The organism is Streptomyces sp. NPDC015532 (assembly GCF_043078065.1).
In the GTDB taxonomy this organism is placed as follows: Bacteria; Actinomycetota; Actinomycetes; order Streptomycetales; family Streptomycetaceae; genus Streptomyces.
The window spans coordinates 463755-483591 of sequence record NZ_JBIBSY010000002.1; the positions used below are offsets into that span (position 1 = coordinate 463755).

Annotated in this window: 18 protein-coding genes and 3 pseudogenes; 9 read left to right on the forward strand and 12 right to left on the reverse strand. The window is 68.8% G+C overall.

All coding sequences use genetic code 11. The features are described from left to right. Window positions 1-216 precede the first annotated feature (216 nt). Both ACF07B_RS08555 and ACF07B_RS08560 read right to left on the reverse strand, forming a co-directional pair. A complete protein-coding gene (locus tag ACF07B_RS08555; protein WP_392178291.1) occupies window positions 217-1587 on the reverse strand; it encodes a DUF1996 domain-containing protein in 1371 nt (456 codons plus the stop codon). Between the two features lie 102 nt (window positions 1588-1689). Further along, window positions 1690-3420, reverse strand: coding sequence for a discoidin domain-containing protein (locus tag ACF07B_RS08560; protein ID WP_392178292.1), 1731 nt, complete (start codon window positions 3418-3420; stop codon window positions 1690-1692). A gap of 320 nt (window positions 3421-3740) precedes the next feature. Between ACF07B_RS08560 and ACF07B_RS08565 the strand changes: the two genes are divergently transcribed. From ACF07B_RS08565 to ACF07B_RS08580, 4 genes are all read left to right on the forward strand, one after another. After that, a complete protein-coding gene (locus ACF07B_RS08565; protein ID WP_392178293.1) occupies window positions 3741-4733 on the forward strand; it encodes a LacI family DNA-binding transcriptional regulator in 993 nt (330 codons plus the stop codon). Window positions 4734-5792: 1059 nt separating this feature from the next. Then, window positions 5793-6230 carry a phage holin family protein gene (locus ACF07B_RS08570; RefSeq protein WP_392178294.1) on the forward strand — a complete coding sequence of 146 codons (438 nt, stop codon included), beginning with the start codon at window positions 5793-5795 and terminating at the stop codon, window positions 6228-6230. Next, on the forward strand, window positions 6227-6676 hold the full coding sequence (locus ACF07B_RS08575) for a DUF3618 domain-containing protein (protein WP_392178295.1): 450 nt from the start codon (window positions 6227-6229) through the stop codon (window positions 6674-6676). Before ACF07B_RS08570 ends, ACF07B_RS08575 begins: the two co-directional genes overlap by 4 nt. A gap of 4 nt (window positions 6677-6680) precedes the next feature. Beyond that, window positions 6681-6947 carry a DUF4235 domain-containing protein gene (locus ACF07B_RS08580; protein WP_392178296.1) on the forward strand — a complete coding sequence of 89 codons (267 nt, stop codon included), beginning with the start codon at window positions 6681-6683 and terminating at the stop codon, window positions 6945-6947. Window positions 6948-7077: 130 nt separating this feature from the next. Here the strand turns inward: ACF07B_RS08580 and ACF07B_RS08585 are convergent, their stop codons facing one another. The 3 genes from ACF07B_RS08585 to ACF07B_RS08595 form a co-directional block, all read right to left on the reverse strand. After that, window positions 7078-8478 carry a protein kinase gene (locus ACF07B_RS08585; protein WP_392178297.1) on the reverse strand — a complete coding sequence of 467 codons (1401 nt, stop codon included), beginning with the start codon at window positions 8476-8478 and terminating at the stop codon, window positions 7078-7080. A 554-nt stretch (window positions 8479-9032) separates the two neighbouring features. After that, window positions 9033-9374, reverse strand: a complete 342-nt coding sequence (locus ACF07B_RS08590) for a hypothetical protein (RefSeq protein WP_392178298.1) — start codon at window positions 9372-9374, stop codon at window positions 9033-9035. Window positions 9375-9481: 107 nt separating this feature from the next. Next, entirely contained in the window at window positions 9482-9700 is a 219-nt protein-coding gene (locus tag ACF07B_RS08595) for a hypothetical protein (protein WP_392178299.1), read from the reverse strand. A gap of 469 nt (window positions 9701-10169) precedes the next feature. On the opposite strand from ACF07B_RS08595, the pseudogene ACF07B_RS08600 reads away from it, so the two are divergent. From ACF07B_RS08600 to ACF07B_RS08610, 3 genes and pseudogenes are all read left to right on the forward strand, one after another. Then, window positions 10170-10582: pseudogene (locus ACF07B_RS08600) on the forward strand (GNAT family N-acetyltransferase). Beyond that, window positions 10480-10805: pseudogene (locus ACF07B_RS08605) on the forward strand (transposase); the annotation flags it as partial. The pseudogenes ACF07B_RS08600 and ACF07B_RS08605, both read left to right, overlap by 103 nt. Window positions 10806-11445: 640 nt before the next feature. After that, complete coding sequence (locus tag ACF07B_RS08610) at window positions 11446-11802, forward strand: hypothetical protein (RefSeq protein WP_392178300.1); 357 nt, start codon at window positions 11446-11448, stop codon at window positions 11800-11802. A 364-nt stretch (window positions 11803-12166) separates the two neighbouring features. Here the strand turns inward: ACF07B_RS08610 and ACF07B_RS08615 are convergent, their stop codons facing one another. Together ACF07B_RS08615 and ACF07B_RS08620 are read right to left on the reverse strand one after the other, a co-directional pair. Continuing rightward, window positions 12167-12676: a DUF2867 domain-containing protein gene (locus tag ACF07B_RS08615; RefSeq protein ID WP_392178301.1), complete on the reverse strand. Its 510-nt coding sequence runs from the start codon at window positions 12674-12676 to the stop codon at window positions 12167-12169. Between the two features lie 87 nt (window positions 12677-12763). Next, window positions 12764-13411, reverse strand: coding sequence for a TetR/AcrR family transcriptional regulator (locus ACF07B_RS08620; RefSeq protein ID WP_369482390.1), 648 nt, complete (start codon window positions 13409-13411; stop codon window positions 12764-12766). A 90-nt stretch (window positions 13412-13501) separates the two neighbouring features. On the opposite strand from ACF07B_RS08620, the gene ACF07B_RS08625 reads away from it, so the two are divergent. Next, window positions 13502-13915, forward strand: a complete 414-nt coding sequence (locus ACF07B_RS08625) for a DUF4345 domain-containing protein (protein WP_392178302.1) — start codon at window positions 13502-13504, stop codon at window positions 13913-13915. Window positions 13916-14337: 422 nt separating this feature from the next. Continuing rightward, window positions 14338-14796: pseudogene (locus ACF07B_RS08630) on the forward strand (hypothetical protein); the annotation flags it as partial. Window positions 14797-14996: 200 nt separating this feature from the next. On the opposite strand, the gene ACF07B_RS08635 reads toward ACF07B_RS08630, so the two are convergent. From ACF07B_RS08635 to ACF07B_RS08655, 5 genes are all read right to left on the reverse strand, one after another. After that, complete coding sequence (locus ACF07B_RS08635; RefSeq protein ID WP_392178303.1) at window positions 14997-15251, reverse strand: DUF6479 family protein; 255 nt, start codon at window positions 15249-15251, stop codon at window positions 14997-14999. Window positions 15252-15476: 225 nt separating this feature from the next. After that, window positions 15477-15977 carry a PRC-barrel domain-containing protein gene (locus ACF07B_RS08640; protein WP_392178304.1) on the reverse strand — a complete coding sequence of 167 codons (501 nt, stop codon included), beginning with the start codon at window positions 15975-15977 and terminating at the stop codon, window positions 15477-15479. 1118 nt (window positions 15978-17095) lie between these two features. Beyond that, window positions 17096-17308, reverse strand: coding sequence for a hypothetical protein (locus ACF07B_RS08645; RefSeq protein ID WP_369482385.1), 213 nt, complete (start codon window positions 17306-17308; stop codon window positions 17096-17098). Window positions 17309-17385: 77 nt separating this feature from the next. Then, a complete protein-coding gene (locus ACF07B_RS08650) occupies window positions 17386-18567 on the reverse strand; it encodes an alcohol dehydrogenase catalytic domain-containing protein (protein ID WP_392178305.1) in 1182 nt (393 codons plus the stop codon). Between the two features lie 39 nt (window positions 18568-18606). Then, on the reverse strand, window positions 18607-19602 hold the full coding sequence (locus tag ACF07B_RS08655) for an SDR family NAD(P)-dependent oxidoreductase (RefSeq protein WP_392178306.1): 996 nt from the start codon (window positions 19600-19602) through the stop codon (window positions 18607-18609). Window positions 19603-19837: the final 235 nt, after the last annotated feature.

Below are 19837 nucleotides of genomic sequence, written 5' to 3' on the forward strand. Positions count from 1 at the left end.
CCGGGCCGCGTCCGCGCGGGTCGCGTCGCCCACCTGTCCGCACCCGGTCCGCGGGGCGCCGGGGGGGGGGGGCCCCCCGGGGGGGGGGGGGGGGGGTGTGGGGGGGGGGGGGTGGGGGGGGGGGGGGGGGGGGGGGGGGGGGTGGGGGGGGGGGGGGGGGGGGGCCCCGCCGGCCCCCCGCCAGGCCCAGGAGCAGGGCGGCCGCCGTCCGCCGGGTCAGAACGTTCCGGCGGAGTTGCACTTGGCGCTCTGCACGATGCAGTCCTTCACGCGCTGCCCGAGGGCCGCGGTGTCCCAGGCGTTGAAGAAGTCACCGTGGATGGACGAGGCCATGCCCGACGCCAGGCTGAACCCGTCGGCGCTCCCGCTGGTCGGGTAGCTGATGACGAACGACACCGAGGGGATGGCGACCGGGTAGGCGCCGCTGCACTTGCCGTCGTAGGTGAAGGCGACGTGCGACTTGTGGTCCGGGCTGTCGAGGTGCTTGCCGTCCCAGCAGTCCGGGAAGACCAGCTGGTACACCAGCTTGGCGGTGGGGGCGCACAGCGGCCAGTTGCCGTCGGCGCTGCGGCCGGTCTCGCCGCCGGGTCCGGCGCACCAGAACTGGTTGGGCGAGCCGGCCGGGGTGGCCACCTGCAACTTGGCGCTGCCCGCGATCATGCGGAAGCCCTGCGGGAAGGGCACGGTCGCCGTGGGGTCGGGCAGCCGCGACCCGTAGTAGACGATCATCCCGTCGGGTTCGACCGCCTTGCCGCGCTCGTAGAGCGTGGGGATCCAGTACGCCGAGAGGTCCTTGGCGGGTGTGCAGGTCGTGCCCGTGTTGTCCAGCAGGCTCTGGGTGGTGGTGAACGCGTCGGTGCTCTTGTTGCCGAAGAAGCTGTGCATGTGGGACGCGCCGGGCAGGCCCGGGGCGACGATCGGGTCGTCCGGCTTGGAGTGGCTGTAGGTGCAGGTGGCGTTGAACTCGGGGACGCGCACGGCGTTGGCGGGCACCGGCGCCGGGGTCATCGCCCGGAACTGGGTCAGCTGGGCCTGCCACTTGGTCTGGTCGACGTCGACCCAGCCCGGCGCGGGCTCGTCGCCGCCGCTGACGAACGAGAACCAGTTGATGTTGACGAAGTCGCCGGGCGTGGTGCTGCGCAGCACCGCGAACACGGTCTGGGCGCCGGTCGGGTGGGTGGTGACGTCGGCGCTGCGCGTCGCCCAGGTCTGCCAGCCCCCGGTGGGGCCTGTCTGGATCACGGCGAGCAGGGGGCCGGTCAGGGAACCGGTGCGCAGTTCGACGGACCCGCTGCCCGTGGCGGCGGCGATGCGCGCCGACACCGTCAGGTGGCCGGCGGGCCCGAGGTCGACCTGGTCGAAGCGCATCCAGTCGCCGTCGGCGAGGTAGGCGGCGTTCTGCCCGCCGCCCATGTCGGCGGTCGTCTCCAGGGCGACGCCGGACTGCGCCGCGTAGGACTCGGCTTGGACGGTGATGGTGGCGGCCCGCGCTGCGGGGGCGCCGAGGGTGATGCCGAGGGCGGCGGCCAGGGCGATCGCCAGGGCACCGACCAACACGGGATAGAGGTGTAACGGGTGTCTGCGCATGTCACTTCCTCATCGGAGGGGGTGGGGCGTGGTGCGCCTGCGGTCCGGCCCGGAACCGAGGTGTCCGGGCCGGACCTGACAAGGGGGCCGGTGCCGGCTGTGCTACTGGTACACGCGCACGTAGTCGACGAGCATCCGGGACGGGAATGGCGTCGACGCGTCGGTCGGGCCGGGCCAGTCGCCGCCGACCGCGAGGTTGAGGATCATGTAGTGCGGGTGGTCGAAGATCCAGGGTCCGCGCGTGCGCTCCACCTGGTCCTTGTCCAGGGTGAACACGGTGCGCCCGTCGAGGCTGAAGACGATGCCCTTGCTGCTCCAGTCGGCGGCCCAGGTGTGGAAGTCGTCCGAGAAGTCGGCGCCCGAGGGCAGCCGGTACGGCGAGCCGATTCCGTTGCCACCGTTGTAGGCAGGGGCGTGCACGGTCGAGTAGGCCGTTTTCACGTCCTTGCCGAGGACCTCCATGATGTCGACCTCGCCGTTGTACGGCCACGGACGGCCGGTGAGGAAGTCGGCGCCCATCATCCAGAAGGCGGGCCACAGCCCGTTGCCTTTGGGCACCTTGATGCGGGCCTCGACGCGTCCGTAGGTGAACTGGAAGGTGGCGCCGGTGTTCATGCGGGCCGAGGTGTACTGGCAGGTGGTGCTGCCGGTCAGCGGGTCGGGCGGGCAGGCCCGACCGGGGCCGGCCTCCTTGCGGGCCTCCATGACGAGGTGGCCGCCGCCGTCGAGCGCGGCGTTCTGGTGGTCTGTGTAGTACTGCAGCTCGCCGTTCTGGCCGGTGCCGGGGTCGGCGCGCCAATGCTCCGGGTCGGGCTGGCTGCCGGCGGCCCCGTCGAAGTCGTCGCTCCACACCAGCCGCGGCGGCTGCGCCGGGTCCGGCGGCAGCGGCGGCGCTGGGACGGGGGCGCCTCCGGTGCCGTACACCTGGAACTCCCAGAGGGAGTAGCCGTAAGGGGTGGCGCGTTCGGTGCCGTACATGCGGGCGTAGCGCCCCGTGCCGGAGACGGCCAGGGTCTGTTTGAAGCCGGTGCCGGACGTGGTCGAGTAGATCGGCGTCCAGTCGGTGCCGTTGGGCGAGACCTGGATCTGGAAGGACTTGGCGTAGGCGGGGTCCCACTGCAGGACGACCTTGGTGATCTGCGCGGTCGCGCCCAGGTCGACGGAGATCCAGCCGGGGTCGGTCCAGCCGGTGGTGGAGCTGGTCGCCCACCGGGAGGCCGGGTCGCGGTCGAAGGCCCGGGCCGGGGTGCACTCCCAGCAGTCGCCGTCGCTCTGCGACGAGGAGGCCGCGCCGGTCTTCCCGTACGACAGCAGGGTGTCCCCGTCACCGCCGCCGGGGTCGCCGCCGGTGCCGGCCGTGCCGTACACCTGGAATTCCCAGAGGGAGAAGCCGTATTGAGTCCCGCGCTGGGTGCCGTACATGCGGACGTAGCGGCCGGTGGCCGTGAGGGTCAGGTTCTGGGTGCCGCCGGTGCCGTCCGCGGTCTCGTGGACGGTGGACCAGGTCTCGGCGTCGTCCGACACCTGGATGCGGAAGGCCTTGCCGTAGGCGGCCTCCCACTGGAGGGTGACACGGCTGATCCGGGCCAGGGCCCCGAGGTCGACCCTGATCCACTGCGGGTCGGAGAAGGCGCTGGACCAGCGCGTCGCCGGGTTGCCGTCGACGGCTCCCGGCGCGGTGAACGGGTCCTCGGTGCTCGACGCGACGACGGGCCGGCCCTGCGACAGCAGGGTCTCGGCGGCGTGGGCGCGGGGCGCGGGCAGGCTGACGAGGGTGAGCAGGACGGCCGCGACCAGGGCGGGTAAGCCGAAGCGGCGGAGCAGGGGATGCACGGGCGACTCCTCAGTGGGGGAAGGGTGAGGGAGCGCTCCCTGAGGGGTGAGAATGGGCTGGTGTCGGTGGCCTGTCAAGGCTTTCGGCAACAGGCCTGTAACATCCCCGACGCACGTGCTGCGTGTCAGGGAACGGTTCCTGAGATCCACTGCAGCGGTGCGCGCGGCGCCGGCCGACCGGCGCCGGAGAGCAGCCAGGTGAGGCGAGGGACCGTCAACCAGGTGCACGGGAGACGTCGTTGACAGGCGGATCGGGCCGAGGTCATCCTGGGGGAAACGCTCCCTGAACTCGACGACCGGGCACCGGTGATCGGAAGGCGATGAAACGACCCACGCTCGCGGTGGTCGCCGCCCGGGCTGGCGTGTCCAAGTCGAGCGTCTCCCGGGTCATCAACGGGGAGACCACCGTCGCGCCGGAGATCCAGGACGTCGTCATGCAGGCGGTGCGGGAACTCGGCTACGTGCCGAACGCCGCCGCCCGCAACCTGGTCACCCGCCGCACGGACGCCGTGGCCGTGGTCGTGTCCGACCCGCCCAAGGGCGTGGTGTCCGACGACCCGCTGTTCTCCACCGTGGTACGCACCGTCAGCCGGGAGTTGGAGGCCGTCGGCAGACGCGTGGTACTGATCCTCGCCGAGTCCGACGAGAGCCGGGCCCGGGTGGAGCGCTACGTGGCGGGGGGCCACGTGGACGGCGTGATGCTCGTAGCGCTGCACGGCGCCGATCCCCTGCCGGCCGCGCTCGCCCGCATGGGCCTGCCCGTCGCGTCCTTCAACCGCACCGCCGCGACGGACGTCCCGTACGTGGCGCTGGACAACGCGGGCGGTGCGGAGCTGGCCGTACGGCACCTGCTGGAGCGGGGCAGACGCCGGATCGCCACGATCACCGGGCCGCTGGACCTGTACGAGTCCCGCGAACGGCTCGAGGGGTACCGCGCGACCCTGCGGGACACCGGCCGCCGCTCGATCGTCGCACTGGGCGACTTCACGCGGGTGTCGGGCGCGGAGGCCATGCGGCAGCTCCTGGAGGACGACCCGGACGTCGACGCGGTGTTCGCGGCCAACGACCTCATGGCCATCGGGGCGCTGCGCACCCTGCACCAAGCCGGCCGCCGGGTCCCCGACGACGTGGCCGTGGTCGGGTTCGACGACATCGAGGCCGCCGCCTACACCACTCCCGCGCTCACCTCGGTGCGCAGTTCCATGGCCGACCAGGCCGCCGCGACGGTGCGCCTGCTGCTGGCGCTCATCGAGGGCGGCCCCAGGAAGCCGGTGATCATGCCGAACGAACTCGTGGTCCGCGGGTCCAGCTGAACGGAGGGCCCGGGCCCGTTTCCCCGCGCCTCCCCCCGGCCCTGCCCGCACACGAGGTCGTGCTCCGGACGCGGGCTGCCGGCGCCGTGCTCCGGTGAGCACGGCGCCGGGCCGGGCGTGCACCCGCCTCGCTGAACGTCAGTGCGTGGCGGTGCACTTCGCGGCGCCGGTGCAGGTCGAAAGCGAGGCTGAGCGGATTGAGGTGCCGTTGGTCCTCAAGGCCGACTCCATGGTGTCGCTGCCGCTCATCGGGTTGGAGGTGCCCAACCGGATAGGCCGGCAGCTTCGGGTCTCCCTGCACCTGGGCACCGGCCGCATCATCCGGGCCGACGTCCACGACGCCGACGCCCCGGAGCCCCTGCGGATCGGCCGGCGGCGGCGGTCAACCGTTCTTCAGAGGCCGGCGTCCGGCGATGGCGCCGCCAGGGCCGTCGGCCAGGGCGAGGCGGGCGGTGATGCGTTTGCCGACCGGAGACAGCGGAGAGCAGCAAACTGTGGGGCGGCGCAGCGGCCGTCAGGGCCGTGGTCGGCGGGCGCAAGGGAATGCAGTCCGCGGTCACGGGGGTTGCCGCGCTCGCCGTTGCCGAGCTGGTGTCCAACCGTGTGGGCAAGGAGCTGGTCGACCGTGCCCCCGCCCAGGGAATGGATCGGCCACAACGAGGCGGAAGAGCGGCCTGACTCCTCCCCCTTCCCGTCCGGCCACACCGCGGCCGCAGTCGCCTTCACCGTCGCCGTTACGCCCCTTTGGCCACTGGCCGCTGCGGCTTGCGCGGTCCCGGCCGCTCTGCTGGCTGTCGAGTGGGTGCAGTCGGGAGCCCACTCCCACCGACGTCGCCGCCGGCGCCCTGATCGGACTGGGCAGCGCCTGGCTCACCCGACGTGTCCCGCATCTGCTGCGCACTGGCTGTAGCGGCCTCACAGCGTGCCGCAGCTTTGGCTGGTGACGCTCGTTCTCTCTTCTTAACCGCGCGGTTCGGGGTACTCGCCCCTTCGGCCAAGAGCGCGGGGTCGTCCTGGCGGCCCGGCTGGCAGGAACAGAACACCGCAGGAGGTGATCACATGTCGAGTACCCAACCGCACAACCCGAGCTCGGGCCCTCATGTGAACGGCGGGAGGCAGGAGCCGGTGGGCGAGCTGGTCCAGCGGGCCTCCGAGCAGCTGACCGAGCTCGTGCGCGGCGAGATGAAGCTGGCACAGGCGGAGATGAAGGAGAAGGGCAAGCGCTACGGCAAGAGCGGCGGCCTGTTCGGCGGCGCCTCGCTCGCCGGATTCCTGATGCTCCAGGCCTTGGTCGCCACTGCGATCGCAGCCCTCGACCTCGTACTGCCGCTGTGGGCGGCAGCCCTCTTCATCACCGCCGTCCTCGGCGCGATCGCTGCGGTCTTGGCCCTCACCGGCAAGAAGCAGGCCGCACAGGCATCCCCGCCCACCCCCGAGAGCACGATCGAAAACGTCAAGGCCGACGTCGCTGAGATCAAAAGGAGCGCACACCGATGACCCACAGGCCCGCCGACCAGCACAGCACCCCCACCCCGGCCGAGCTCCGCGAACAGATCGAACACACCCGCCACGAACTCGGCGGCACCGTCCAGGCCCTCGCGGACAAGACCGATGCCAAGGCTCGAGCCCGGCAGAAAGCCGGCCAGCTGAAGGAACGGGCGATCGTCAAGGCCGGCGAGCTGAAAGTTCAGGCCACGAAGGCCGCTTCCGAGGCCCAGGACAAGCTGCCCGACTCCTTCAAGGAGAGGGCCGCCCAAGCCGCAGGGCAAGCCCGCGCCACGGCTGCCGAGGCCGGACGGATGTGGGAAAAGAAGGCACCCGCTCCCCTGCAGCAGAAGACGGCACAGGCTGCGCAGCTGGCGCGGGAGCACCGCACTCTGCTGCTGGCCGCAGCCGCGGGCGTCACCGTGCTGTGGTTGGCCCGCCGTATCAAGAAGGGCTAGACAGATGAAGGCCTCGAAGATCGTCTACAAGCCAGTCGGACTCGCACTGGGAGCCGTCAGCGGCGTGATCGCCGGGGCCGTCTTCAAACAGGCATGGAAAATGCTCGCCCACGACAAAGACGCCCCCGACGCCACCGACGAAGGCCGCACCTGGGGCAAGGTGATCCTCGCCGCCACTCTCCAGGGCGCCATCTTCGCCGCAGTCAAAGCCATCGTCGACCGCACCGGCGCTGCCACCACACGCAGCCTGACCGGCACCTGGCCCGGCTGACAACGGATAGACGGGGCCGACACCCCGCGGTCGGCCCCTATCCGCTGCGATCGACCAGTCTTACTTCTGCGCGACCGCCTGCCCTTCGGGCGGGGGATACGGCACCGCTCTCGGACCGTGGTTCGCGCTGTCAACGACCACGGGCCGCCTCACCCGGCTGGGTTACCTTCTCATTCTCAGCCCTGGCTGTCTTATTCACCTGACCGGGCGGCCGGTGGGAAATCCTGGCTGCGCCGGCCGGCTTTGCTGGAGGTGACGCGGCAGCTCGGCCGGGGGCCAGCGGTGATGAAGCCGCGGGAGAAGGCTGGCCTGGCCCGCTCGCAGCCGGGCGGCCGCTTCCTTGGCTCGGCTCTCTGGCGGCCTCCTGGCCGGAACCGGAAGGAGGCCCGCTTGCAGGAGGCGTGGCCTTCTCCTGCCCGGAAGTGGAAGACTTTCCCTCCGCTGGGGCGCTGGTAGCGCGCGTCCCGCTCTGATCACTGCCGCGCGATCCCAGGTCGTCGCCGACAGCGAGAGCAGCCGCCAGGGCGGTGACCATCGCGGCGCTCGCGCCGGCGATCCAGACGCGCCGACGCCTGCGGGTGCCCGCTGCAGTTCGTGAGCTGAGAGGCGACAAGTTGCGATGGGTGTAGTCGGTAGCCCGGCGTGCGTCGAACCCGGCGGCGGGACTGGAGGCATGCAGGGGCGTGACGGTCGGAGAACTGACCGGCTCAACTGCTTCGGCCAGCGCACGGGCGCAACACGCTGCTGTTGGACGGTCGGCTTCGTCCAGAGCCGTCATGTCCCGCAAGAGACCCGCCAGGGATTCCGAAATGCCGTCGGGCAGCGCGGGCCGGCGGTGCAGTCGTGCGATCGCGGCCTCGAGGGGGCCTCCGTCGTATTCGAGCCTGCCGGTGAGGCATTCGAGGAGGACCAGACCGAGGGCGTAGATGTCGGCGGGCCGGCCGACGGGCTGCCCCAGCACCTGCTCGGGTGAGAGATAGGCAGCGGTGCCGGTCAGCGTGCCCGATGCGGTGCGGCTGGTGCCGTCGACCAGCCGGGAGAGGCCGAAGTCCGTGAGGTATGGGCGGGAATTAGCGTCGAGAAGGATGTTGGATGGTTTGACGTCGCGATGGACGATCCTCGCCTCATGGGCGTGAGCCAGCGCGTCAGCCAGGTCAGCGCCGAGCGCGGACACTTCGCGGGATGAAAGGAGCCCCTGGGCGATGCGCCGCTTCAAGGTAGTGCCTTCGACCAGCTCCATGACCAGGAAGACATGCCCGTCGTACTGTCCCGCGTCGTAAACGGTGACCAGGCCGGGATGATGCAGCCGGGCCAGGAGCACCGCCTCACTGCGCCAGCTCTCCTCGATATCGAAGCCTGTACCGGGACGGAAGACTTTTATCGCCACCGGGCGTCTGAGGCTCAGATCGAACCCGCGGTGCACATCAGCAGTGCCTCCCGCACCGAGAAGCCCGTCAAGACGGTAACGGCCGTTGACTATGTCGGCCGAACAGCGGGCGGCCGCAGCCCGAGCCGAATCGCGAAGCCTCAACGCATCTCCCCAGTACCGGAACCCTGGCGGGCCGTGATCGGCGCGCCGCCGGAAGTGAGTACCCGCAACAAGCAGCGTTACCCGGGTGCGGTCAGCACCTCACGAAGCCCGTGCCTGCCTTGTTATGCGCCCCAACCGGTCGCAACCCGACCAGCCGCACGACCCCGGACCTTGCAACCGCCCTGCAACAGGGCCTCCCGGACGCTCGGAATGGGGTCGCGCCCCCGAGCTACCAGGAGGCCCTCCCTTCATACGCGTACGGCCGGAAGATCACCCGACCAGGAACTCCGTTCGACCTGCAGGTTTCAAGATCGGTTGAGATGCGGCTTCTCACTGCAAGCGACGCCTCACCGACCTCGACTGAACCCACCACCCCGTTGATCCGTCAGATCACGAAGTTCGACTGGAGACTGGGCCACGAAGAGCACCCTGCGCTACGCCCAGCGCCACCCCGAACTCCTCATCGGTTTTCTGGCCGGAACCGGCCTCGAACTTGTCGCCCCCGCGTCAGCCCGTAGTCAGAGATCAGCATCAGCGGGGGTCTCGTCACGCGATCAGCCGTGGACGGTCTGCTTCACACCGTCCTTGGTGGTGATGTCCACGGACATACGCCACCTCGTACGCTTGCCTACCGTGACGGTGACCGTGTCCGCGAATTCTCTGCCGTGCAGATCCTTCGCCTTGACGCGGGCGCCGAACGTGGCGCTGTCGTCGCAGCCACCGGCCTCGGCGCTGAGGCCGGTTCCGCTAGTGACTGTGAGACCGCCAGGTCCGAGACAGTCGTAGCGGACGCCTAGTTCGGCGATCTGGTCAGCAGAAACAGGAAGTTTGACCGTCCCGGGTCCGAGATGGCCCGGCGTCTCCTTTCCGCTGTCAGGACGGTCCGGATCAGACACCAGCACTGATTTCGACGGGCTGCCCACAGGAGCCCGATTTCCCCCTCCCCCACACCCGGCGGCCAGGATGACGATGACTGGCATTACGGCCAGATGTCTTCTGCGCATCAGCTCATTCCGTCCCGGGTTTCGCGACCCTTGCAGACCAGCCGCGCTGATCCACTGCGCAGCACCTTGGGGTTGTGCACCGCTCCGCCCACGGTGGACGTCGTCGTCTTTCCCTTGTGGAAGGTGATGCTGATTGTCGTACCGCTGTCGCCGCCGGAACGGGGTTCCAGGTCCCGGTAGAAATTGTGACTGCCGGAAAAATCGTAGCCCTTGGTCATCGGGCAACTCATGGGTTTCATCTTCTCGGGCACAGCGGCGGAAGCAGGTGTGGAGCGGATGACGGCAGTGCCGCAGTGACACAGCCTGCCGACATGATGCGCGAAATTCGGCGCACGCGTTCCCCTCGGTTTTCTTTGGTCGACAACGGCCTCTACAGCCGCCGAGGAAAGACCCTAGCGCCGACTCCCACCTCCGTTCGCACGGTTGAGCGAAACCTGAGGTGCGGCGACAGGCGGGACCGGGTCGCCCGTTCGGGTGCTGCTGCCCCAGTACTCCAGTTGCACTTGGCGATCTGACGGACCATCTGGGTGAAGGGTTCAGTCGAGGTCGGTGTGACGTCGCTTGCAGTGAGTAGGTGTTTCCCTTCTTCGTGACGGTGCGTTCGAAGAGTTTCCGATGATCCGGATGCCGGAGTGCGCCAATGGCCGTGCAGATAGGGCTGGCCAGGTGATCGAGACTGAACGGCTCATGCTGCGACCTCTCCGAGTGGAAGACGTCGAGGTGTTCGTCGCGCTCCATGAGGACGAGCAAGTGAACCGGTTCGTCGGCGCCTACTCGAACCAGCAGGCGTTGGAACGGTTGGCCTCCGTCGAACAGCGGTGGGCGGAAAGTGGTCACGGGCTGTGTGCCGTCGAGCTGAAATCCACCGGTGAATTCATCGGTCGGTCGGACTGAACTACTGGGAGCAGTTCAACGAGGTCGAACTCGGCTGGACGCTGAAGGCCGAGACGTGGGGCCGCGGCAATGCAAGCGAAGCAGCCCGTGCGTGTCTGGACTGCGGGTCCCGGACCGGCAGGCCTTGTGCGGGATCCTGTTCGTGCTGCATACCGGCATCCAATGGGAGTACCTGCCCCAGGAGCTGGGCTTCGGTTCGGGGATGACGTGCTGGCGGCGTCTGGCCGCGTGGAACGAAGCCGACGTGTGGGAGGGACTGCATCTGGTGCTGCTGAGAAAGTTGCGGGCCGCGAAACAGTTGGACTGGTCGCGGGCGGTGATCGACTCCTCCCCTGTCCGGGCGGCCCGGCGCGGCCCAAGAGCGGACCCAGCGCGGTCGGCCGCGCGCGGCCGGGCAGCAAACACCACGTCGTCACCGACGCCCAGGGCATGGGAGGAGTCGACGGGGCCACGGCCGCCCCGCAACCCGGACGACGTGTCGTGGATCGCACCACCCTCTTGCCCAACTTGCGGAGCATGGTTCGGGTATGGCCCACGAACTACGATCGCTAGGTCAGCCTCGCCACCGTGGAGTTGCCCGCCAAGGACGTCCCAGAGCCCCTCCGGTGGCGTTTGACGAAGCTCCCGGCCCGATCCTCCATCGTCATTGGACATCGTCGCCGTACGGGTCCATGGAGTCGATCCGCTCCCGGGTGAGCCCGTCGTGCCGGCCCACCGCATGATGTGCGTTCCCGAGTAGCGTGAGACGTCGGTCACAGCACGAGGGCCGCGGTCCGCCGTGCCCGCTGCGTGCCCGATCGAGCGGCGACCGGCGGGGAGCCACAGGGAAAGTCGGCGAACCGTGTGAGAACCAGCATGTCAGCGTCTCGCCGGCTCAGCCCGGACCCTCGTACGCGATCTTCCAAACCAGTGCGGCGTAGCCGATAAGGTCGACCTATGACGTCACATCAGGCGGATGCCGCGTAGGTCCCCGCGCGAGTCGAGGGCGACCGTGCCCGATGGGGAAAGCGATGGCGCGGTGAGCACGCTGCTCATCAGCGCGTGTCCTGGGCCGCCAGCGTGTGCCGCCGTGCACACGTACCTCTTCATCGACGGCCTCGACGTGGTCGCGCGCAGCGACAGCAGAATGGCCGGCCTCGATCCGAAGCGACTGCTCCGCCCAGGCGGACCGCTCTATCCGACGGATATGCCGCGCACGGTGGATGTGGCAGCCCAGGAGCAGCCCGAGCCGGGGCCGGGCAGGCTGACCATCCGGGTCCGGCTCCGGGGCGAGATGGTCATCTGGTCCGACCTGATGTACCCGGGCCTCGAAGGGAGGGTCATCGAGGAGGTTCGCTTTCGCCTGGAGCAGTACCTGGGCGAGGTCGAGCGCGCATACGCGGCGTTGAAAGATCAACTGGTGGCCCCACCCAACGAACCTGGGTGAGTGTCCAACTGCGTGACAACGCCGAGAAACGCCCGCGAACGTCTGTGGACCATCGGCGCAGGTGAGAACCACACCAGCCCAAGGCAGCACGCCCGCGTAGGTTGCTTCGGGACGAAGCGCGCCAAAGCCGTGCCACATCGTGCGGTGATTCACGGTCAACGACGGCTCGTCTCAGCCCTGGGGTCTTTGGCATCCCGGTCTGACATCAGTGCCAGGATTCGCCAGGACTGCTCGCGTTGCGGGCCGCGTGAGCAGCCGGCCCTTGTGGCTGACCGCCTCGTGCCGCGTGTCCCGGCCGACGTGGGCCCAGACGTTTATCGTCACGGCGATCTGGCTGTGCCGGACCGCGCACTGAAAGCGACTGTCAGGCACGGACAGCACCTGCGACAACCCGGGGAATGATCAGGTTGTGAAGTGGCTGGATCGCCTTGAAGTACAAGCGTCCGACTGGGCGGTGGAACCGAACGACCGTCGTGCACACGCCTTCCCGCCCCCCGCCAGAGGAAGACGGACGAACCGCGAAAGAGGTACGGAAGTCCAGGTGCTTGTCGTCGTCTCCGCACAAGACCTCGTCTTCGGTCACGGTCAACAACCGGAAAGGCCCCATCTTGAGACCGGGCTCGATCCGGATGTCCTGCACCGGGACGCGCTTCTGCGACTGGAGTCCGAAGGGCGCCATCATCATGTCGCGCAGGGTGAGCAGTCTGTGCACCCACTCAGGAGTCCCGGTGAAGACCAGACGAGTGAACTCGATTGCGCTCGTACCTGCGGGGAGATCCACGGCCACGGCATCCACATGGTCATAGCCGCCGAGACTTGCCACGGCGCTCTCGGCAACAGGCTTCGTGTGTTTACGGACTTGCGTATCAGCCATGATCAGGATCCCTCCCCAGTGATGGTCCTACCTCTAATCCTCTGATTCTTCACCGCAATCGGCGACGGACCGCGCTCTGGGCGTCATTCATCCGTCGGACAGGCTCCACGTGCTCGCGCCGGGCCCCTGTGACGGCCAGTCGGGGGCGGGGTTCTCGGCGAGCAGCGGCCGGAGAGCGCCGAGAACCGCGCCGACGCAGACGTCGCGCAACTGGGTGCGGGTACAGGTCGCCTGGGTGAGCCAGTCGACGCAGAGGACCTGGACGAAAACCAGCCAGCTTTTGAGGACGCCGGACACAGCCTCGCGGGCACTCTCGTCCGCGAGCGGGAGTACGGCCAGCAGCCGCGCACGGAGGGCGTCCAGCTCGTTCGTCATGATCGTCTGGATCACCGGGTCGCCCGCGAGGACCCGGTTCGCGGCGAGGACGGCGTTGCGGTTCGCCACGAAGTAGTCGAGATGGACGTCCATGCCCTGGATGAGCTGCTCGACCAGGGAGTCGGCGGGGTCGAGCCGCGTCTCGGCAAGCAACTGGTCCGCGGCTTGCTGGTAGACGGCCGCGAAGAGGGCGTGCTTGCTGGGGAAGTGACGGTAGAGCAGGGCCCGCGAGACACCAGCCTCTTCGGCGACCTCCTCCATCAGCACGTCGGCGTACGGCCGTGCGGCGAAGAGCCGTGCGCCGACGGCGAGGAGCTGAGCGCGGCGGCCGGCGGGAGTGAGTCGCTTACGGGGAGGCACGCACGAAGCTTAGTTGACATGGGTCTACTAGTGCATCCACTGTAGTAGACGCATGTCAACTAAGCTCCGCCGAGACGACTTAGGGGGATCATGGCCAGGGTTCTGCGCGTACTCACACAGTTGATGGGCTGGACCTGCGTGGCGATCGGCGTGCTCCACGTGGCACTCGGCAACGCGGCGATCCCCGGCGCCGGTTCCGCCGGCTCGACGATCGACAGCTGGGGCAGGTTCATGGGGGCCAGCTTCGTCGGCTACGGGCTGGCCTGGCTCTGGGCGGCGCAGCAGCGTCCAATCCCGGCTCGGGCGGTGCGGTGGCTGGCCGGCGTTTTCCTGCTGGGCGGCGTGGGACGACTGCTCTCGCTCGCTGTGCACGGCTGGCCGCAGTGGTTCCAGATCGCACTGGCGGTGATCGAACTCGGCCTGCCGCCGGTCTTCTTCTGGCTGGCCGACGCAGAGGAGCGGGCCCCGCACGGCGACGTCGAGTCCATGCCCGCCGGGCGATGAACTCGCCTGAGCTCGTCCGGATCGAACGCCTGGGCAGGGACGTTGAGGCTGCCGGTGAGAAACTACGTGATCGTCGGCAACTCGGCACCGCGGTATTCCTGCCTCGGGGCCGGGGCTGATCCGGCGTCGTCGCTCCGTCGCTTTGTCCATCTGATTCCGCGCGCGAGGAGCGTGGGTGCGCAATCCGGCCCTTCGGCGCACCCACGCCTTCACACCACCAGGGGCTCCAGTGCCCTTGGCCGCAAGTCGGCTGGGCAGCCGGGCCAGGAGACATGAGCTTCCCAAGCTGAGAGGCGGCACTCCGAGGTCGTTCTCTTTCCGAACCTGGTGTGCGGTTTCCGCTGGTCAGGCGTGAGATTGCAACTGCTGTGGAAGCCTCGGCTCGTTGCCGGCCGAGAATTGCGGGGGTGCGGATGCCGTCGATGCGTGCGGTTCTGGAAGCGCGACGGAAAGCCGCCGGAGCGCGGGTGGAGGAGCTCGAAACCGAACTGGAGCGGGTGCAGACGGACTTGGCGGACGCGGAAGAGGTACCGAGGCGCCGGATCGGCCTCGAGCAGTATCTGGAGGCGCTGGCCGAGGAGGAGACGCCCGCCGCGGCGGCCGTCGGGTAGTTGCAGAGGAAGCCGGTCGGGCCGCGCCATGCGGTGCCTCATCAAGAGAACTCGGCCGGGGTCGAGGACCAGTCGGTGGGCTATCAGGCGGTGATGGCTGCCGCGGCGGAAGCCGGAGCCGACGGGCTGGATCCCCGGCGGACTGCGGTGGTGCTGGGCTGGGACCGCGCGTCCGCCTCCCACGTCGAGGGTGCGAGAGCGCGTCTGGAACGGCTGGTGGAACGGGGCTGGCTGGTGGAGGCGAAGCCGGGACGGTTCACACTGCCGGCATCACGCGCATGCCGGTACGGCAGGAAGGGCTGGTGCCGCAGGCCAAGACCGATCATGCGCAGATTCCAAGGTCGCCCCCGCCCGCGGGGCCGGTGCCGGTGCCGGTTCAGAGTCCGCCGATGCGTGCTACGAAGAAGTCAGCCACCAAAAGTGACCCGATGACGATCAATCCGAGCCTTAGACAAAGGCTGCGTCCATAGTCAGCGGCGGGGGCGCCCCTGCTCGGGGTCGTCGTCAGGAGTGCTCCAGCCTTCGCCGCGCTGTGCGGGGTCTGCCAAGGCCCGTTGGACCTGTTCCGTGTTCGGCGCCGGGGTGGACACGTCGCGCCGGGTGGCACGTCGACCTCCGACGACGAATGCCGCAATCAGGACGGCGACCACAGCTACACCTGCCACGGTCAGCCAGAGAGCGCCCATGGAAGAGAGGGCCAGTACGGTCTGCGCTTTGTCGATCATGAATGCCGAGTACCCAGAAGCAGCACAAAACCACCCGTCTTCAAGCAGTATTGGTGGAGGCCCGGTGCGCGGTTGTTTTTGACGGCTGTTTGTGGCCCCGCCGTCCGCGTTACGCCCCTGCCGCAAACGATCAGCAAACCACCTCTCTGAACGCAATGGCAGCGTCGTCGGCTTCATCGTCCCGGTAGACGTGGCGCGACTGGTCGCCCGTGTTCCCGGCACGCGTTATCGCGTCGTCTCTCCCGAAGCGGGCGAACCCGGCGTAAGGCCGTCGTGGGCGATGCTGGGATCTGCGGTGTTGTCGTAGGGCAGCGAGGCGCCATCGGCGCTATCGCTGAGGGTTCGTGGGTAGGTTCGCCGACTCTGGTCCGGCTGGCTGACGACCTGCTGCCAGCCTGGGTCTTCAGCCCAGGCCATGTTGTAGTGCTCGTAGAGTCGGTGCTCCTCGGCCACCGTGAGAAAGCCTCCGGCGTCGACATCGACATGGGGGGCGTCTTTGACGGTGGTCTTCGCGTAGGGAACCTCAAGATGGTCCTCCACGATCGTGGCCTCATGCAGGGGAACGAGCGACTCGCGGGTTCCGAAATGCCCGGTCTTGACGCTGACCCACTCGGGCTCGCCGGTGGCATCGTCGAGGAAGACATGCCGAGCATTGCCGATCTTGCTTCCGTCCATGTCGTACACCGGGTGGTCCAGCACGGTGGCGATCTGCCCTTGAGTGATCATCCTGACCTCCTGCCCCGTGGTCTTGTTCCGCGTAACCCGCACAACGCCATGAAAACGTCGCTATGTGAATTAGTTGCCCTTATCCGGCGTCCGGCCGGGGTGCGGTTAGGTCGGTGCGACAAGCGGCGCGATGGCAGTCGCCTTGGGCCAGGCGGCCCTCCAACACCCTGCCCGGCACCTGCGCCTACCGTCCGATGGCCGCCGCGGAGCAGCTGCGCGCTGACAGCAGGCTACTGCGGACCGGTGACCTGACAGCGTGGTGGAGCTCGGGGCCGCCGGCCGGTCTCCTGTCGTGACCGCCATGGCTCCCCGTCTGTCCGGGCCCTGAAGACTCTGCCTCTCTCCAGGGCCCTGCTCCGTCTGCAGAAATGACATTGGGAGCGCCGTTCACGGCAGGGCCCGTCAGTACCGCAGGGAGACGCAGCAAAGGTCACCAGGAACAGCGCCTTTCACGAAGAGTCCGCCAGCGTCGCGCTCCTCGGCGCTCCCTTTTCTTTCTCCGACGACGGGATCCACGATGGTGTCGAAACGCATGACCCGATGTCCGGACATCGCTATCGCCTCTAACGATGTGGATGAGACCGGGGCGTCAATAACTGGGTTACGACCAGGTCGTCGGAGCACGCCGCGAGAGCGTCGACACCGCTTACCGCCCAGTGCATGCGGTCGGCAACAAGATGTTCAGCGGCTACCGGGCCTTCTCACGCCGTTACATCAAGTCCTTCCCGCCCTGTCCCGCGAGTTCGAGACCGAGACCGAGATGACCGTCCACGCGTTCAACCTGCGACTTCCCACAGCCGCATTGGAGGTCGGCTTCAAGGACCGGCCTGCGGGCAGCGTCAGCACGATCCGCACTTACCGCGACGGTTGGCGCATCCTGAAGCTCATTCTGGTGCTGGCACGCAGGCAGGGCCCCTCTCAGTTCCACCCGGAACATGAGCTCGCCCGGCCCTCCGGCTGTATCGCCGCGAAAATGGTCACCCTTCACTCGCCGGGTATCCTCGAGACCCTGCCCCACGAACGACTGACCGAGCCGATGCCGTCCTGCCCACGGGCATCGCGGCCGTCATGTTCCTGCCCGTGCCTTCGGGGCAGATGTCGCGTCGTACGCGGTGTCCTCAGGCCTCCGGGCGGACGTCGCGGTTCTCGAAATCGCGCCGGACACCGGCCCCGTCGTCGTCCACCAGCCCTGCCTGGTCGGGGAGTTCGAGGAGACGGGAGCAGTGCTCGCACAGCATCGTCCCGCCCTCGGACGAGACGGCCGGCCTGCTCCCACACGCCTTGCACACGCCCACGCCTCGGTTCTGGCCAGGGGTCTGTCGTTCTTCCATCAGGCAACTCTCTGTCGCTCATGCGGTTACGTACAGATGAAATGGATGGAATCCGGGTCGGGGCGTGGATTCCGGGGTCAGGGGTGGAGAAGTGTCTTGACCATGGCGTCCTCCTTGGCCTGGAACATCGCGTAGGCCTTGGGGGCGTCCTCCAGCGGCATGTCGTGGGTCTTGAAGGAGTCCACGCCGAGCGGATCGGCGTCGGTCAGCAGAGGCAGGATGTCCTCGACCCAGCGCCACACGTTCGCCTGGCCCATCCGGAGCTGGATCTGCTTGTCGAACATGGTCAGCAGCGGCATGGGGCTCGCCGCGCCGCCGTACACCCCGGAGACGGAGACCGTGCCCCCGCGCCGTACCAGCTCGATCGCCGTGTGCAGGGCGGTCAGCCGGTCCACGCCGGCCCGCTCCATGAGCGGCTGCGCGACACTGTCCGGAAGCAGGGTGGTGACCCATTGGGCGGCCTTCGCGAACGGCGCTCCGTGGGCCTCCATCCCGACGGCGTCGATGACGGCGTCGGTGCCCCGGCCCTCGGTCAACTCGTGTACGGCATCGGTCAGTTCGGCGCCGCGCCGGGCGTCGAAGCACGTGACGCCGTGCGCGGAGGCGCGGGAGAGCCGTTCGGCTACCGGGTCGATGCCGATGACCGGACCAGCCCCGCGGTGCTGCGCGATCCGGGTCGCCATGTCGCCGATGGGGCCGAGCCCGAGCACGGTCACCGTGCCGCCGTCGGGGATGTCGGCGTACTCGACCGCCTGCCAGGCCGTCGGCAGGACGTCGGAAAGATAGACGTAGCGGTCGTCCGGCGGCCCGTCCGGGACCTTGATGGGCAGCCTGTTCCCGAACGGGACCCGCAGCAGCTCGGCCTGACCGCCCGGGACCTGACCGTAGAGCTTGGTGTACCCGAACAGCGAGGCACCGGTGCCGCGTTCACGGACCTGCGTGGTCTCGCACTGCGAGTGCAGCCCGCGGTCGCACATGTAGCAGTCACGGCACGACACGTTGAACGGGATCACGACGCGGTCGCCCGGCTTGAGGGCGTGGACCTCCGGCCCGACATACTCGACCACGCCCATGGGCTCGTGCCCCAGGATGTCCCCGGGGTCCAGATAGGGGCCGAACAGCTCGTAGAGATGAAGGTCGGATCCACAGATGCCGCTCGATGTGATCCGTACGATCACATCGTCGGCCTTCTCGATCCGCGGGTCCGGCACGGTTTCCACACGGACGTCCCTCTTGCCGTGCCAGGTCAGTGCGCGCATGAGAACTCCTTCTGTCGCGGGTCCCGGCCGCCGCTTCGATCAGGCGCTGGTCGGCGGGCCCGGGATGTGCTGGTTGTAGCGGCGGGCGGCCCGGTCGTTGAGGACGCTGCCCAGCCTGCGTACCTTCTCCCTCCAGGTGGAGGCCGTCCGATCGATGCCGTGGCCCTGCTCGATGCCGTGCGCGGCCGGGGGAGCGGGCAGAAGACGGGCGCCGAGGCCGCTGAGCCGGGTGACCGTGACCGGCGCCATGCCGTGCGCCACCGCAGCGGCCCGCGCGGCGGGAGTCAGCACCAGGCGGGTCCTGCGCCTCTCCAGCGCCCGCACGATGCGCTCCGCCGCGCGATCGGCGTCCATCGAGACGACGGGTGCCCCCGAGAGAGCGGAGAACCAGGCGAACTCCTGGGACGAGCGTCCGCCGAACTCGGCCTGAAGATGCGAGCCGGTGCGCATCAGCCCGGGATGGACGGTCGTGACGCTGAGATTGTCTCCGGTCGTCTCGGCCCGCAGTCCTTCACCCAGTGCTCCGACGGCGGCCTTGGCGCACGAGTACGGCAGCAGATGCGGAACGGCGAGCAGCCCGCCGACCGAGCCGATGAGGCACAGCCGGCCTCCCGCGTCGCTGGCGCGCAGTGAGGGCAGTGCTGCCATGGCCGTGTTCAAGGCGCCGCCGAAGATGGTGTCCATGGCGTCCTCGAAGGCTCCGCTGTCGAGCGATGCCACCGGGGCCACCTGGATGACACCGGCGTTGGCGACGACGATGTCCAGGCCGCCGTGCCGGGCATCCGCCTGCCGGACCACCGACTCCACGGCATGCCGGTCACGGACGTCACACACCGCGGTGGAGAACTTCTTGCCGGTCCTTTCCTCGGCCCATTCGGCGCCGCGGCGCAGTTCGTCCTCGTCGCGGGCCGCCATCGTGACCAGGCAGCCGCGCTGGGCCAGCCGTGCGGACAGCAGCAGTCCGAGGCCCCTGGATCCGCCCGTCACCAGTGCGGACAGGCCGGACAAATCTGACCAGCGTGGAGTCAATGCCACTTTCATCACCTCGCTCGACGGGAGGGATGCCGAGTACCCGGATCGGGTGCGCGCAGACGTGCACTCTGCGGCCGAAGACCCCCCGGTCTGCCGCCCGCAGACTCACGCAAGTGGAACAGCCGCCGATGGTGGGATCAACTGGGATATCTGCGCGTGCGCTCCTTGGCGAACCCGAGCTGGTCCCAGACATGCCGTGGCTGATCGCGTGGCTGCGCCGTGAGCGGTCGACCGCCCT